Source organism: Empedobacter sp. UBA3239 (genome assembly GCF_002362875.1).
GTDB classification, from domain to species: Bacteria; Bacteroidota; Bacteroidia; order Flavobacteriales; family Weeksellaceae; genus Empedobacter; species Empedobacter falsenii_B.
In genome coordinates this window covers 13693-29089 of sequence record NZ_DEVJ01000014.1, presented here as the reverse complement: position 1 = coordinate 29089, position 15397 = coordinate 13693, and the positions used below count along the sequence as shown (strand labels likewise).

The 15397-nt window shown below is 31.5% G+C and carries 15 protein-coding genes and 1 pseudogene; 6 read left to right on the top strand and 10 right to left on the bottom strand.

Annotation, left to right across the window (positions count from 1 at the left end):
- The first annotated feature begins 180 nt into the window (after positions 1-180).
- From B4G36_RS01900 to B4G36_RS01890, 3 genes are all read left to right on the top strand, one after another.
- On the top strand, positions 181-1239 hold the full coding sequence (locus tag B4G36_RS01900; protein WP_291061546.1) for a 3-oxoacyl-ACP synthase III family protein: 1059 nt from the start codon (positions 181-183) through the stop codon (positions 1237-1239).
- Positions 1240-1542: 303 nt separating this feature from the next.
- The gene (locus B4G36_RS01895) at positions 1543-2004 is read left to right on the top strand and encodes a cold shock domain-containing protein (RefSeq protein ID WP_291061544.1); all 462 of its coding nucleotides are present in this window, start codon (positions 1543-1545) and stop codon (positions 2002-2004) included.
- Positions 2005-2023: 19 nt separating this feature from the next.
- Complete coding sequence (locus B4G36_RS01890) at positions 2024-2215, top strand: cold-shock protein (protein ID WP_291061542.1); 192 nt, start codon at positions 2024-2026, stop codon at positions 2213-2215.
- A gap of 73 nt (positions 2216-2288) precedes the next feature.
- On the opposite strand, the pseudogene bioA reads toward B4G36_RS01890, so the two are convergent.
- The 6 genes and pseudogenes from bioA to B4G36_RS01860 form a co-directional block, all read right to left on the bottom strand.
- A pseudogene (gene bioA / locus B4G36_RS01885) lies at positions 2289-3560 on the bottom strand (adenosylmethionine--8-amino-7-oxononanoate transaminase).
- Positions 3548-4543, bottom strand: coding sequence for a biotin synthase BioB (bioB, locus tag B4G36_RS01880; RefSeq protein ID WP_291061540.1), 996 nt, complete (start codon positions 4541-4543; stop codon positions 3548-3550). The pseudogene bioA and the gene bioB overlap by 13 nt, the downstream one beginning before the upstream one ends.
- 62 nt (positions 4544-4605) lie before the next feature.
- Complete coding sequence (bioD, locus tag B4G36_RS01875) at positions 4606-5025, bottom strand: ATP-dependent dethiobiotin synthetase BioD (protein ID WP_291059946.1); 420 nt, start codon at positions 5023-5025, stop codon at positions 4606-4608.
- 87 nt (positions 5026-5112) lie between these two features.
- Positions 5113-6162 (bottom strand): aminotransferase class I/II-fold pyridoxal phosphate-dependent enzyme, encoded by a 1050-nt coding sequence (locus tag B4G36_RS01870; protein WP_291061538.1) that lies wholly within the window; start codon positions 6160-6162, stop codon positions 5113-5115.
- 42 nt (positions 6163-6204) lie between these two features.
- Positions 6205-6336 carry a hypothetical protein gene (locus tag B4G36_RS01865; protein ID WP_260509648.1) on the bottom strand — a complete coding sequence of 44 codons (132 nt, stop codon included), beginning with the start codon at positions 6334-6336 and terminating at the stop codon, positions 6205-6207.
- A 114-nt stretch (positions 6337-6450) separates the two neighbouring features.
- The gene (locus tag B4G36_RS01860; protein ID WP_291061535.1) at positions 6451-6726 is read right to left on the bottom strand and encodes a hypothetical protein; all 276 of its coding nucleotides are present in this window, start codon (positions 6724-6726) and stop codon (positions 6451-6453) included.
- Between the two features lie 254 nt (positions 6727-6980).
- Between B4G36_RS01860 and B4G36_RS01855 the strand changes: the two genes are divergently transcribed.
- On the top strand, positions 6981-7376 hold the full coding sequence (locus B4G36_RS01855; RefSeq protein ID WP_291061533.1) for a hypothetical protein: 396 nt from the start codon (positions 6981-6983) through the stop codon (positions 7374-7376).
- Between the two features lie 209 nt (positions 7377-7585).
- Here the strand turns inward: B4G36_RS01855 and B4G36_RS01850 are convergent, their stop codons facing one another.
- From B4G36_RS01850 to B4G36_RS01840, 3 genes are read right to left on the bottom strand one after another with little or no spacing between them, the layout of a single operon-like run.
- Positions 7586-8365 carry an HAD family hydrolase gene (locus B4G36_RS01850; protein WP_291061531.1) on the bottom strand — a complete coding sequence of 260 codons (780 nt, stop codon included), beginning with the start codon at positions 8363-8365 and terminating at the stop codon, positions 7586-7588.
- A 60-nt stretch (positions 8366-8425) separates the two neighbouring features.
- On the bottom strand, positions 8426-9715 hold the full coding sequence (gene lat / locus B4G36_RS01845; RefSeq protein ID WP_291061529.1) for an L-lysine 6-transaminase: 1290 nt from the start codon (positions 9713-9715) through the stop codon (positions 8426-8428).
- Between the two features lie 12 nt (positions 9716-9727).
- Positions 9728-11257 (bottom strand): aldehyde dehydrogenase family protein, encoded by a 1530-nt coding sequence (locus B4G36_RS01840; protein ID WP_291061527.1) that lies wholly within the window; start codon positions 11255-11257, stop codon positions 9728-9730.
- Between the two features lie 141 nt (positions 11258-11398).
- On the opposite strand from B4G36_RS01840, the gene B4G36_RS01835 reads away from it, so the two are divergent.
- Together B4G36_RS01835 and B4G36_RS01830 are read left to right on the top strand one after the other, a co-directional pair.
- Positions 11399-12565, top strand: coding sequence for an acyl-CoA dehydrogenase family protein (locus B4G36_RS01835; RefSeq protein WP_286477688.1), 1167 nt, complete (start codon positions 11399-11401; stop codon positions 12563-12565).
- 72 nt (positions 12566-12637) lie between these two features.
- Complete coding sequence (locus B4G36_RS01830; protein WP_291061525.1) at positions 12638-14314, top strand: PNGase F N-terminal domain-containing protein; 1677 nt, start codon at positions 12638-12640, stop codon at positions 14312-14314.
- A gap of 24 nt (positions 14315-14338) precedes the next feature.
- Here the strand turns inward: B4G36_RS01830 and B4G36_RS01825 are convergent, their stop codons facing one another.
- Positions 14339-15265 carry an alpha/beta fold hydrolase gene (locus B4G36_RS01825; RefSeq protein WP_291061523.1) on the bottom strand — a complete coding sequence of 309 codons (927 nt, stop codon included), beginning with the start codon at positions 15263-15265 and terminating at the stop codon, positions 14339-14341.
- Positions 15266-15397 lie beyond the last annotated feature (132 nt).

Here is a 15397-nt window from a genome sequence, read left to right as displayed (position 1 = left end):
CATTCTCAATAAAATTGTATTAATTAATTCTCTATAAAAATTTAAATTTGTTATTTTTTATCACCTTATTTTTAATAGTACATAATTTTTACGTTAAAAAAATAAATTTATACGATTTATTAAATAAGTTTTTCGGAGATTGTAAGCAATTGTAGATTTAATGCTACAATTTATAATACTATGACAAATCACTTTATAGGAATAGGAAAATATATTCCAACCGAAACAATTTCAAATCAATTTTTTGAAGAGCATCAATTTTATAATGAACAAGGAGAAATTTTAGACCAAAATAATGCTACAATTTCGCATAAATTAAAACAAATAACAGGAATAGAAGAACGTCGATATGCTAGAAAAGATCAAGTAACATCAGACTTAGGCTATATGGCAGCTGCTGCGACTATCACAAATGCAAACATCGACGCAGAAACTATTGATTATATTATATTCGCTCATAATTTTGGAGATGTAAAACACGATACGATTCAGTCTGATATGGTGCCAAGTCTTGCTGCAAGAGTAAAAAATTTATTGAAAATTCAGAATCCTTATTGTGTTGCTTACGATGTTATTTTTGGTTGTCCTGGCTGGGTAGAAGGTGTTATACAAGCCAATGCATTTATGAAAGCTGGATTAGCAAAAAGATGTTTGGTGATTGGTGCGGAAACGCTTTCGAGAGTTGTCGATGAACACGACCGAGATACGATGATTTATGCAGATGGCGCTGGAGCTGTAATACTAGAAGCTTCTACAAACAATAAAGGAATACAAGCCCATTTATCTGCTTCTTATGCAAACGAAGAAAAAGATTATCTGTTCTTTGGAAAATCATATAATTCAGAAAAATGTCCGAATACCAAATACATCAAAATGTATGGTCGAAAAATCTATGAATTTGCTTTATCCAGAGTACCGTTAGCAATGAAAAAATGTGTTGATGATAGTACATATAACATTGACGATATCAGTAAAATAGTGATTCATCAAGCTAATGAAAAAATGGACGAAGCAATTGTAAAACGCTTTTATAGTTTATATGATCAGGATGTGCCAAAAAATATTATGCCAATGAATATTCATAAACTTGGCAATAGTAGTGTGGCAACAATTCCAATTCTTTTGAAAATGATTATGGATAATGATTTGGAAAATCACCAAATAAATGAAGGCGATGTTGTATTATTTGCATCTGTTGGTGCAGGTATGAATATCAACACATTTATTTATCAATTTTAACGATATCAATCATAATAAGATCAAATTTCTAATCACATTTAGGTTAGAACTTTTTTGTCATATCGAATTCTGTAGAAATTAATACCATTTAATTCATTAAAACTTATTACCTTTGCAACGTACTTAAGAAGATATTTTGTCTTAATAGTTTACAATTGTATTCTTTATTTTACTTTTTTTAATTCACTAATTGACCTAGTCAATATAATTTTAACTTCTGTTTTCTAAAACGTATACTTGTAAGTTTTACTTCATTATAATATAAATGTTGTTGGATAATTAATTCATGTTTTCTTAGGTTTTATGAGTATTAATAATAAAAAATCTATACAAACATTTATGGCAGATTCTACATCTAAAAAAGAAAATAGCAAAAAGAAAGCTTTAAAAAAATTAGAGAAATTAAACAAAAGAGAGAACAGAAAAGAGAATAACAACAAAGGAAAATCATTAGAAGATATGATTGTCTATGTTGATGTACTTGGTAATTTTACAGATGTACCACCTCATTTACAAGACAAAGAAGCCGATTTGCTGAATAATAAAAGATTAGAATCTGATAACAGAGATGTTTTTATTGAAGGTATGGTTGATATCTACAACGATTCAAAAGGGTTTGGTTTTATTAAAGTACCAACTTCTAACGATAAAATCTTCTTCCACTTCAAAGAATCAAAAGAATTACTTAAAGTAGGAGATCAAGTGCAGTTCAAAAAAGAAATGTCTGAAAAAGGATTCAGAGCAATTCAAATATCAAAAAAATAAATTAATTAAATATACAACTATGCAAGAAGGAACAGTAAAATTCTTCAACGAATCAAAAGGTTTTGGTTTTATCTCTAACGCAAAAGGAGGTGAAGATGTTTTTGTACATGTTTCTGGATTAATTGACAAAGTAAATGAAAATGATCAAGTTACTTTTGATATTGAAAAAGGAAAAAAAGGTCTTATGGCTGTTAATGTAAAAAGAAAATAATTGAACATATAATTATTTCTTATAAACCAAAAAGTCCTTATGTAAACAAGGACTTTTCTATTTATAAGAAATTCTAAACCAATTCGACTAAAGCTTGACGAATCGTATCATAAATATAATTTAGATCATCAGTCGAAATACAATAAGGAGGAACTAAATAGATGATATTTCCTAATGGACGCAATAATACAACTTTCTCTAAAAAGAAAGAATACAGCTTTTCTTACATATCACTAAAATAAGATATTTGTTCGTCTTTATTCCATTCCAACGCCAACATAGTTCCTCATTGTCTTATCACTTTTACTTTAGGATGATCTTGAATAGACGTAACAAAATGTTGATGTTGATGTACAATATTTGCTATTTGCTGTTGTGTAGAAGTCTGTAATAACAAATCAAGACTTGCTAACGCAGCGGTACACGCTAATGGACTTGCGGTAAAAGAATGCCCGTGAAATAACGTCTTATTCAAATCATCTGCATAAAAGGCTTGGTAAATTTCGTCTGTACAAGTTGTAACGCCCAAAGGCAAAGTACCACCTGTTAAACCTTTCGAAAAACACATAATATCTGGAACTTCTGTCAAATGATTTGCTGTAAATAATTTACCTGTACAACCAAATCCTACAAAAATCTCGTCTTGAATCATTAAAATATGATGTGTTCTACAACACCTCATCAATTGATCTAAATATTCAGCCTCATGCATCAACATCCCCGAAGCTCCTTGAACCAAAGGTTCGTAAATAAAACACGCCACTTTAGGTGCAACTTCTTTTATTTGTGCTTTAATTGCTTCTATATTTTCTGCATTCGGCGTATCAATAAATATCACATCAAAAAGCTTTTCACTAAAAGGTTCTGTCCAAATTCCTCTTCCACTCACCGACATCGCGCCAAAAGTATCGCCATGATAAGCATTTTTGAACGCTAAAATCACAGGTCTATCTTCTTTTTTATTGAAATGATATTGTAAACACATTTTTAGTGCTACCTCAATCGCTGTTGATCCATTGTCGCTATAAAATGCTTTCTTTTGATTTTGAGATAAAAGAGCCAACAAACGTTCAGACAATTCAATTGCAGGTCGATGCGTAAATCCTGCAAAAATAACATGTTCCAAAGTTGTTAGCTGTTCGTGCATTTTTTGTGCAATATACGGATGCGCATGTCCATGCAGCGTTACCCACCACGATGAAACCTCATTAATATATTGTTTGTTATTTTCATCGTAAATTTAACTTCCTTCTCCTCTTACAATTGCAATAATATTATTGGCTTTTTTCATCTGCGTATAAGGATGCCAATTCACCAACTGATCGCGTTCTTTTAATGTGTACATGTCTGAGTTGTTTCTTGTTTAACCATTGGTACTAAACCTAAATTTTCAAACATTTTCATATCCTCTGTTACCCCAGGATTAGGCGTCACCAATAAAGTTTCACGCTCTCCTGTAAAAATCGAATTCGCTCCAGCCATAAAACACCAAGCTTGTTCAACTTCCGTCATTTCTATTCGACCAGCACTTAACCGAACAACCGAAGAAGGCATCACAATACGAGCTGTAGCAATCATACGAACCATATCCCAAATATCTACTTTCGGATTATTTTCTAAAGGTGTTCCTTTTACTCTTGCTAAAGCATTTACAGGTACAGATTCTGGATGTTTTAGCATTGTTGCCAAAGTTAATAGCATAGAAATTCGATCTTGATGCGTTTCTCCTAAGCCAATAATTCCACCCGAACAAACTGTAATCCCAGCCTTTCGCACATTTTGTATCGTATTGACTCGATTATCAAATTTACGTGTAGAAATAATCTCATCATAATAAGCTTCGGAAGTATCTAAATTATGATTATAAGCGTGTAAACCTGCTTCTTGCAAACGAATTGCCTGCTCTTCTGTCAACATTCCTAATGTACAACACACTTCTAATCCCAACTCATTTACACCTTTCACCATTTCGATTATTCGATCAAAATCTCGATTATTTCGTACTTCTCTCCAAGCAGCTGCCATGCAAAAACGTGATGAGCCAGCTTCTTTTGCTTTCTTTGCATGTGCTAATACTGTTGCTGTTGGTAACAAAGCTTCTACTTTAATATCGGTATGGTAGCGCGCTGCTTGTCCGCAATATGAGCAATCCTCGGGACAACCACCTGTTTTTACAGATAACAAGGTGCATACTTGTACTTCTCTTGCGTTGTGCCATTCTCGATGTGTTTTGGATGCATGATATACTAAATCTAATAATGGTTGATGATAGATTTTTTCGATTTCTTCTTTCGTCCAATCATGGCGTGTTTCGTTTGATACTTTCATTGTATTTAAATATTAAATTGATACTTAATTGTTTTTTGCTATATTTCTCACTTCGCTTGAGTTTATTGAATTGAGTTTTGGTATAATGATGATAGAAATATCCGGACTACTGGGAGATTAAACTGCTGAATAAGATCAATCATAAAATCTTCTTCATTAATAGGAACAAATAATCCGCCTGCTCCTTCAACAATAAGAGAATTGGTTGTTTTGGGAAGTTCAAAATCATTTAGATTGATTTCAATATCTTCTTCTTTTGCAGATTGATGTAGCGAAGCGGCTTTTTGCAAACAATAACGTTCTTGATGAATTTTCAGTTCTAGAGAAGTTAACGATTTTGCCAACAAACTATCTGATGAATCTAAATCTCCCAATTGTATTGGTTTGCAATAATCAGCTTGTAAAACTTCAGTTAAAATTGCTGAAACAATCGTTTTCCCAGCTCCTGTCCCAATTCCTGTAACAAATAATTGTTTAGACATTTTCTTTTATCTTTTCCATTAATTGATTAATTTCTTCTTGTGTGTTAAAAGCATGCAAACAGATTCTTAAGCGCTCTTCTCCTTCTCCTACTGTAGGTTGAAAACCGCAAAAGTGTTTATTTCCACCAACTCCAATTGATTTTTGATTTTGGTTAATTGGTTTGTTGACTCAAACTTTAGAATTTGAATTGGACTATTTTTATTCGAAGAACTCGTGAAGCCACTATTTCTAAAATGTGATATATTATATTTTAAACTCTCTTGAAGCGATTTATTTTCTTTGATAAACTGATAACCTTTACGTAAACCTGTCACATGAAAATCAGCAATAGCTGTGGTGTAAATAAAAGTTGAAGCATAATTAATGAGATAATCAATCACTAACTTATTAGCTAAAATCTCGGCACTGCTCATTCCCATCGCTTTTCCATAAGTTACAACTGTTGCAAATACTTTGCATTGTAAACCCAATTGATGACCCAATCCATAACCCAAAACACCAAAATCATGAGCTTCATCTACCACTAATGCAGCATTGTATTTATTGGATAATTCAACCAGTTCATTTAATGGAGCATAATCTCCATCCATCGAATACAAACTTTCTACCGCGATAAAACAATGCTCTTCTACTCTTTGCAATAGTTTCTCTAAATAATCTAAATCGTTATGTTTAAACTTTAACTTTTTTGCGTTGGATAATTTAATCCCATCATGCATTGATGGATGTATATTTTCATCAACTAAAGCAATATCATGTTGAGTTAAAAGCGCAGAGAAAAGTGCCAAATTAGCATTATATCCAGATGAAAAAAGTGTTACAGCTTCTACTTTATGTTCTTTCACAATCATCTCTTCCGTTTCACTTAGATAATCAGAATTCCCACTAATCAAACGTGCTCCAGTAGAACCATAAAGTAAAGATGGTTGCACTATAAACTCATTTAAAATCTGCTGATGTAAGATTTCATTTTTAGCTAATTCCAAATAATCATTACTATAAAAATCAATTCCAGAAGAACGAACTTTTAATTCCTTTTTGTTCCTTTTTGTTCTTTTTCGAATAGAGATAGTTGCAATGGAATAAAAAATTTCGATATTATTCAGTTCATTTTCAATTGCAGAAATCCAATTCATAAATAACACTTCTTCTAGTTGTATCACTTGATTTAAATAGATTTACCATTCAGTATGAATTTTTTTTAATTGTGAAATCATTTCTTCAAGATGACCTTCTTCTTCGACAATAATAGATTTCACCATCACTTTTTGTTGATGCACCGTCAAAATATCTTGATATATTAGATCCAACTCATCGGCCCTCACTTCTATAGCATAAGTCACAAACAAATAGGTTGCGTATTTTAAATCTACTCCATCAAAATTAAATTCTTTCTTCTACAAACGACAAACCTGAATATCTAATTAATGTAAATAATAAATTGTTTCTTTTGGTGCTAAAACATAAATAGGCTCATAATTGACACAATTATCTGGAATTAATTTTTTAATTTGCTTTTTCAAATAATAAGCATGACAATGTTCCTCTGCTGCATGTTTCAATTGGATAAGATTCACAAAAGTTTTGTGTTCACATGCCGAAATTTTTCGTGCTCCTGCATTTTCCATATACGAAAGTGTATTAAGCCACTTTACATGTAATTTTGGTTCTAAAACAATATGATTTAATAATTTTTTCAATTGATTTTATTTTTGACCAAAATTATAAGTCAAACGGATCACATATATACTCCACTTTTATAATAAATGATAGTCCGGATATATTAAACCTATTTTGAATCTCTGAAAAAGGTTGTAGAATCATCACTATAAAGAAGTTGAGTAATAAAAACTATTATTACAGAAAAATTCATTATTCATGTATTAATTCTATCTTTTACGATTAGACTTTTCTAAATAGCTACATTAATCTTATTTTTACAAAAACTTTTAAATTGAGTACTCGAGAAAATTGGATAAGTTGCAAGAATTGTAATGGACTTGGAAAAAAAAGTCAAGGAGTTTCGAAAAGAAAACTATCACGTTATGAATCAGCTGTTGCTCAATCTAAAAAGAATGAAAATTTTATTACTCCAAATAAACCAAAAAGTTCAATGCAGATCTGTACTATTTGCTCAGGAACTGGTTTGATTACTACAAATGAACGCCCATTATCTAACGAAAAAAAATATCCTCATGTTGCAATTGTCGGAGCTGGAATTGGTGGAATTGCATTTGCATTAGCGTGTTTACATCGTCAAATTCCTTTTACTCTTTTTGAGCTTACTCTCTTTCAAACTCCTTTATTTTTTCTTCATCATGCTTTATATCATATTTATAATCGACAATAAACTTTTCTTGCCCAAAACCAAAATTCGAAAAAAGTAAAAATCCAGCTAATAATAATTGTTTCATTATATTGTAAATTTTTAATTATTACTCTAAAATAATTTTTATTTTTTAATTCTACAATAATAGAATACATAATTAACACAACATTGTGAAAAGAAAAAAAATTCAACCTAAGTTGTTTTTTTTCTATATAAATTAAAATAAGTTTCTAAATTATCTCAAAGTGTTTCAGCGCATTCCATATTCCGTGATTATCTGCAGAAGTTGTATAATAATCAGCCGCTTCACGAACATTCTCTTTCGCATCGCCCATTGCTACGCCTATTTTACAACCTTTCAACATACTAATATCGTTACCACCATCACCAAAAGCCATTGTTTTAGTTAAATCTAAATTATCGCGTTCAGCCATTCGCTCTATTCCACGCATTTTACTAATATTTTTCGGATTTATATCAGCAAAATATTCTATCCAACGTGTTCCTACACTGTTTGTCAACACATTTTTCATCAAATAATCTTCTTGTTCTTCGTTCACAAAAAAATTCATTTGCATAATATTATCTTTCGGCAAAGTTCGAGGATCAACTACTTCTGGAAGTTCCATTCCAAAATAAGCAAACGATTTTTCTACATTCTCATTCACACGATTGATACTAAACGCTTCTTTCGTCATATACGAAAATGAGAAAGGATTTTCATCATCGTATTGCAACAAAGCCTCTATATCATTAGGATTGATGTAATCTACAAAAAATGATTGACGGTTTTCGTCGGAGCACATTCCTCCATTATTATTGATGTAACCATCAAAACCATAATCAAAAATATGTTCAGGCATATCCACCATATTTCGTCCTGTTGCAATATATATTTTTTTGTTTTTTTGTTTCAATAATTTCAACGCTTCAATTGTCGAATCACTGATTTCGTGTTTTTCAAAACCTTGTAATGTTCCGTCAAAATCGAAGAAAAAAGAATCTATCATACTTTTATTTTATCTTTTACAAAATTAAAAAAGCAACCTTTGTTTGGTTGCTTTTGCTGTTTATTTTAATGCTAATTTAATAATTTCTATTGCTTTATTGGTATCTTCTTCGGAAATATTGAGATGAGGACGCATTCGCACCGAGTTTTCACCACAAGGAAGAATAATCATATGATTTTCGAAACATGTTTTGATGAATTCTGAACGATCCAAATCTGATGAAAAATCAAACGCAATGAACAATCCTAATCCACGAAGCGAATGAATTTTCTTCGTTTCTTTTGCGATTTCATTCAATTTTGATAAAATATATTTTCCTTTCTCTTCCGCATTTTCAACTAATTTTTCTTGTTCAATCACTTCTAAAATTAATTTGAAACGCAACATATCGATATAATTTCCACCAAAAGTCGAATTAATACGGCTTGATTCCTTGAAAACATTATTCGGAATTTGATCTAACTTTTCTTTATTCGCTAAAATTCCACAAACTTGTGTTTTCTTTCCAAACGAAATCACATCAGGAATCACATCATAATGCTGAAAAGCCCACATTTTACCAGTCATTCCCATTCCTGTTTGTACCTCATCAAAAATCAATAAAATCTCTTCTCTATCACAAATTTCTCTCAATTTCTGAAAGAATTCTTTTCGAAAATAATTATCTCCTCCTTCACCTTGAATCGGCTCAATAATAATACAAGCAACTTTATTTTTGCGTGTTTCTAAAGCATTTTCAATTTGTTCAATCGCACGTTTTTCAGCCTCAACAACCTTGCATAAATTATCTTCTGTAACAGGATAAATTCGTTTTGGATTTTCAATTCTTGGCCAATCAAACTTTGGAAAATATTCGTATTTACGAGGATCTTTCGTATTCGTTAGCGATAATGTATAACCAGAACGCCCATGAAAAGCTTGTTTAAAATGAATAACATCACTTGCTTCTTTTTCAATTCCTTTCAAAAAATTTAATCTTGTTTTCCAATCAAAAGCCGTTTTCAATGCATTTTCTACTGCCAATGTTCCTCCAGAAATAAAGAATAAATATTGCAATTCTTTCGGCATCGCAACACGCTCAAATGTATCAATTAAATCGGCATAATCTTTTGTATAAATGTCTGACATTGCAGGTTTATTGACAGCATTTCGACCTAAAAAATCTATTTTCGACATCAAATGTGGATGATTATAACCAATCGCCGTCGAAGCAAACATTGAAAATAAATCCAAATATTCAATGCCATTTTCGTCTACAACATAGGATCCATGCGACTTATCCATATCCATTACAATCGGATATCCATCTGCCAATATATGTTTTGCTAATCTTTCGTGTACTGTACTCATCTCTGTAAATTTTTAAAAATCAAACTTAATTCCTTGCGCCAATGGCACTTCTGTCGAATAATTAATTGTATTCGTTTGTCGTCGCATATACGCTTTCCAAGCATCAGAACCTGACTCGCGTCCACCTCCAGTTTCCTTTTCTCCACCGAAAGCGCCGCCAATTTCTGCTCCAGAAGTTCCAATATTTACATTTGCAATTCCACAATCAGAACCTTGCTGACTCAAGAATAATTCAGCTTCACGAAGATTATTTGTCATGATAGAAGACGATAAACCTTGTGCCACATTATTCTGAATTTCAATTGCATTTAACACATCTCCAGAATATTTGATTAAATATAAAATTGGAGCAAAAGTTTCATGTTGAACAATTTCGAAATGGTTCTCAACCTCAGCAATTACAGGCTTTACATAGCAACCGCTTTCAAAACCATTTCCTTCTAAAATTCCTCCTTCAACGATAATTTTTCCTCCTTCTTCATTAATTTTTTCTAATGCTTTTGAATACATTTCAACCGCATGTTTATCAATCAACGGACCAACATGATTTGTTGTATCCAACGGATTACCTATTTTTATTTGTTTGTAAGCATTTATCAACGATTCTTTTACCTTATCATAAATAGATTCGTGCACAATCAATCTTCTTGTTGTTGTACAACGCTGTCCAGCCGTACCAACTGCACCAAAAACAGCCGAAGTCAACATAATTTTTAAATCTGCATTTGGCGTAACAATAATCGCATTATTTCCACCTAATTCTAAAATTGTTTTACCCAAACGAGCCGCAACCACTTTATTCACTTCAATTCCCATTCGCGTTGAACCTGTTGCAGAAACCAAAGCCACACGAGCATCTTGTGCAATCAATTCTCCAATTGTTTTATCGCCCATCACCAAAGAAGAAACGCCTTCTGAAATATTATTTGCTTTTAAAACTTCTGCTAAAATATGTTGACATGCAACCGCACACAAAGGTGTTTTTTCGCTTGGTTTCCAAATAACAACATCGCCACAAACCATCGCTAAACACGTATTCCAAGACCAAACAGCAACTGGAAAATTGAACGCAGAAATCACCCCTACAATTCCAAGCGGGTGATATTGATCGTACATGCGATGCAAAGGTCTTTCCGAATGAATTGTCGAACCATATAATTGACGAGATAATCCAACTGCAAAATCACATATATCAATCATTTCTTGTACTTCACCCAAACCTTCTTGATAGGATTTTCCCATTTCGTACGAAACCAATTTTCCCAAGGAAGCTTTTTTCTCACGAAGTTTATCTCCAAATTGACGCACAATTTCTCCACGTTTCGGAGCAGGAACCATTCGCCATTCTTTGAAAGCTGTTTGTGCTTTTTTTATCACTTCTTCATAATCATCTTTGGTTGATGACTTAACTTTTCCAATCAATTTTCCATCTACTGGCGAGTAAGAAGAAAGCTCTTCACCTTTTCCAAACCAAGTATTTCCTGTCGATGTTCCGAGATTTTCGGAAGAAATACCTAATTCTTTTAATTCGTTTTTTATCATTTTTTTGTGTTATTTTGTGATTTTAACTTTTACCTAAATTAGTCAAAAGTTTCATAAATTAAAATTTTTAATAAATATTATTCAGAATAATTTTTAATTTAATGAATAATCGTTAGATTTAATAAAATAAAACCGCATAAAATGAATTCAACTACAGATTATTTTAAGATTGATGATTTATTAACCGAAGAACATAAATTAATTCGTCAATCTGTTCGAGATTTTGTGGATAACGAAATAAAACCTGTGATAGATGATGCCGCGCAACATCATAAAGATATTCCAGATTTAATGAAAAAATTAGGTGCAATTGGTGCTTTAGGACCTTATATTCCTGAAGAATATGGAGGTGCAGGCTTGGATCAAATGTCGTACGGATTAATCATGCAAGAATTAGAACGTGGCGATTCGGCTGTTCGTTCTGCTGCATCAGTACAATCTTCGTTAGTGATGTATCCAATTTTTTCTTTTGGATCAGAAGAACAAAAACGCAAATATTTACCAAAATTAGCTTCAGGAGAATTCGTTGGAAGTTTTGGATTAACTGAACCAAATCATGGTTCAAATCCAGGCGGAATGGAAACTCGTTTAACAAAAAATGGTGATCATTATATCTTAAATGGAGCAAAAATGTGGATTACAAATTCACCAATTTGTGATATTGCAGTTGTTTGGGCAAGAGATGAAGAAGGAAAAATTCGTGGTGTTATTGTAGAACGTGGAATGCAAGGTTTTACAACACCAGAAACTTTGAATAAATGGTCATTAAGAGCTTCAAAAACAGGTGAATTAGTTTTCGAAAATGTAAAAATTGAAGCATCTCAAATTTTACCAGAAGTGAGTAGTTTACGGGGACCACTATCTTGTTTAAATTCGGCTCGATACGGAATTTCTTGGGGTGTAATTGGTGCTGCAATTGATTGTTACGAATCAGCTTTGAAATATTCATTAGAACGAACACAATTTGGAAAACCGATTGCTTCTTATCAATTACAGCAGAAAAAATTAGCTGAATTTATTACAGAAATTACGAAAGCTCAGTTGTTATGTTGGCGATTAGGAACGTTGAAAAACGAAAATAAAGCAACTCCTGAACAAATTTCTATGGCAAAACGCAACAATGTAAAAATGGCTATTGATATTGCGAGAGAATCTCGTCAAATTATTGGAGCAATGGGAATTGTAGGCGATTTCCCTATGATGCGACATGCTGCAAATCTTGAATCTGTAATTACATACGAAGGAACGCATGATGTCCATTTATTGATTACTGGAGCAGATGTGACAGGTATTAATGCTTTTGTATAAGATATTTTTTCATACAATCAGATATTTTTATAGGTTTACAATTCGTTTGTAAACCTTTTTTATTTATCACACATGAAATTGAAATCAATTCTACTTATAATTTTTTGTATTCAGGCTATTGTTCTTGATGCACAGGAAACCTACAAAATTACGTATGAACGCTTTTCGAACGGAAAGAAAGTCGAAGAAAATAACCCCATACAAGTTATTGCGAATACAAAAGAAACAATTATTGGAAAGCAACAAAGCTTTAATTCTTCGACAAATTATCCTGATGAAATGTTTTATTATTCCAAAACAAATCCATCAATCATCTCAATGATTACGCAATTTGACCCGACTAATTCTATTATTACAAATGATTCTGTCTCGTTTAATAAATCTGTTTTCACGATTTCTAAAGAAACAAAACGAATTTTAGGTTTACGTTGTAAAAAAGCAACAACAAATATCAATTCGAATACAATAGACGTTTGGTTTGTGGACAATATGGAATTGAATGCCTCTCCAACAATGATTGGAATGAATTTAGGTTTTGTCTTAGAATTTACTCGAAATAATAATTCAACTATTCGAGCTTCGAAAATAGAACGCGAAAAAGATTTGATTCCAAGTCAATTTATCCAAAAAGAATTGCTTCAAAATCGAGTTGATTTATTGACATATAAAGACATTATTTGGAAAAGTAAATTCGTTGATATTCCACTTTTATCACATCAACAAGTTAACTTTAGTAAAGATTTTTCGTCAAATGATTCAATTTATCGCTTTGCTAATGGAACTGTTGTGGTTCGAAAAATTAAAATTCCTCAAATTAAAGTAGGAAGCCAAGTTTTCTTAAATGTTTCGCAACAATCAAATGGTGATGCTTACGACAGAACTGGTTCTGTGTTTTTGATTCCCCGTGATTCTAAAATTACATTTATGGATGGTTTACAAAAAGGAATTAATCAATTACCGATTTTTACATCTGCAAATAATAAGAAATATCAAGGTTATTTTTTGACAGAAAATTATTCGCCAACTATTGAATTAATGCGCTTTTTCACACCTTTTGGAATTAAAAAATTCAATCATATTCAATTAAAAAATCAAACATGGGAAACCGAAGCAAAATATCGTCAAGAAATCACAGAATTTCAAGGTTTATTATCTGATCAAGAAGTTTTGATTGGTTTCTTCATTGGAAATTATGATCAAGGCGGACATATTATTTCTGCCAATATTTCTGTTCATCCATCAGGTTCTACAACAATGCCAATTAAAAAGGCTTTACCAATTTTCAATACTGCAAATGTGATGGAAATGGCTGGACAAGAATACTCTACTTTGTTCGAAAATCCGAATGGTTTTACAGTAGAATTCACGTTGAAAGAAGATTACAATAATGCTAAATTACGTTTTACAACAACTGGACATGGCGGTTGGGAAAATGGTGATGAATTTGTTCCGAAAGAAAATAGTATTTTTCTTGATGGACAAAAAGTATTTAATATAGTTCCTTGGAGACAAGATTGTGGTTCTTATCGCGCTTACAATCCAGCTTCTGGTAATTTTGACAATGGTTTATCATCATCTGATTATAGTCGTTCTAATTGGTGTCCAGGAACAATTACAAATCCTTATTTTATAGATTTGGGCAATTTAAAAGCCGGAAAACATAGTATACAAATAAAAATTCCGCAAGGAAAACCTGAAGGAAATAGTTTCAGTTATTGGAATGTTTCTGGTGTTCTTTTAGGAGAATAATTTTTTTTGGAGCAAAAAGATTTATTAAACGTCTTTTTGCTCTATTTTTTTATGATTTATCAAAACCGTTAACCAATCTACAATATCTTGATATACTTCATCTTTGATAGATTCATTCAATATTTCATGTCTCAAGTTTGGATATAGTTTCATTGTTACATATTGAAATCCATTTTGCTTTAAATCTTTATACGATTGCAAAACTCCTTTACCAAAATCACCAATTGGATCATCTGCTCCACTCACAAAATAAATAGGTAAAGATTGCGGTATAGCTTTTGCCCAATTCTTTTTTGTTGCTTGTATATTTAAATTAATCAAAGTACAAAAACCGTTAACAGTGAAAGGTATTCCGCAAAGAGGATCTTTCAGAAAATTTAAACGATTTAACTCATCTAAACTAAGCCAATTAGTCTCCTGAAAATTTTCTTCATTTTTAAAATATTTATTATTCGATTTTGAAAAAATAGTATTAAGTAATTGACTTCTTTTATGAGGAATCAATTTATTTAGAAGATTTAAAAAACTACTCAATAATTTAATTCCAGGAATCCTACCTCCTGTTCCCATAATTATAGCACCATCAAAATGATTTCCATATTCTTGAAGTAGGCAACGTGTTATAAACGATCCCATTGAATGTCCCAAAATAAAATGCGGTAATAAAGGGTATTTATTCTCTAACAAATTAGCTAAATCTTTTGCCGTATTTATTAAATTTTCTTTTGGATTATCTAAGCAGAAAAAACTGTAATCTTCTTCTATTTTCGCTGTTTTTCCATGCCCCAAATGATCATATAACAAAACTAGAATTCCTTTGTCAGCCAAATACTTTGCAAAATTTTCATATCGCCCACTATGTTCTTGCATACCATGGACAATAAGTAAAGTAGCTATAATCTCATCGTCTGGAAGAATTACTCTATAATAAATATTCTCTGGTGTTGACATTTTTATTAAGATTTAATTATTAATTTACAGTTTTACTTATTCAAAATCAAAATTTTTTATAAATAAACCATTGACTTTTTCAACAAATTTCAAGCCGATAAATAAGATCTAAAATTTCTAATTTTTATAACT

Bases quoted from the DNA above. Each gene is read 5' to 3' on its own strand.
- B4G36_RS01825 (WP_291061523.1), bottom strand. From the start codon at position 15,265: ATGTCAACACCAGAGAATATTTATTATAGAGTAATTCTTCCAGACGAT.
- B4G36_RS01835 (WP_286477688.1), top strand. From the start codon at position 11,399: ATGAATTCAACTACAGATTATTTTAAGATTGATGATTTATTAACCGAA.
- B4G36_RS01830 (WP_291061525.1), top strand. From the start codon at position 12,638: ATGAAATTGAAATCAATTCTACTTATAATTTTTTGTATTCAGGCTATT.
- B4G36_RS01850 (WP_291061531.1), bottom strand. From the start codon at position 8,365: ATGATAGATTCTTTTTTCTTCGATTTTGACGGAACATTACAAGGTTTT.
- bioD (WP_291059946.1), bottom strand. From the start codon at position 5,025: ATGTCTAAACAATTATTTGTTACAGGAATTGGGACAGGAGCTGGGAAA.
- bioB (WP_291061540.1), bottom strand. From the start codon at position 4,543: ATGAAAGTATCAAACGAAACACGCCATGATTGGACGAAAGAAGAAATC.
- B4G36_RS01890 (WP_291061542.1), top strand. From the start codon at position 2,024: ATGCAAGAAGGAACAGTAAAATTCTTCAACGAATCAAAAGGTTTTGGT.
- lat (WP_291061529.1), bottom strand. From the start codon at position 9,715: ATGAGTACAGTACACGAAAGATTAGCAAAACATATATTGGCAGATGGA.
- B4G36_RS01870 (WP_291061538.1), bottom strand. From the start codon at position 6,162: ATGAATTGGATTTCTGCAATTGAAAATGAACTGAATAATATCGAAATT.
- B4G36_RS01900 (WP_291061546.1), top strand. From the start codon at position 181: ATGACAAATCACTTTATAGGAATAGGAAAATATATTCCAACCGAAACA.
- B4G36_RS01840 (WP_291061527.1), bottom strand. From the start codon at position 11,257: ATGATAAAAAACGAATTAAAAGAATTAGGTATTTCTTCCGAAAATCTC.
- B4G36_RS01895 (WP_291061544.1), top strand. From the start codon at position 1,543: ATGAGTATTAATAATAAAAAATCTATACAAACATTTATGGCAGATTCT.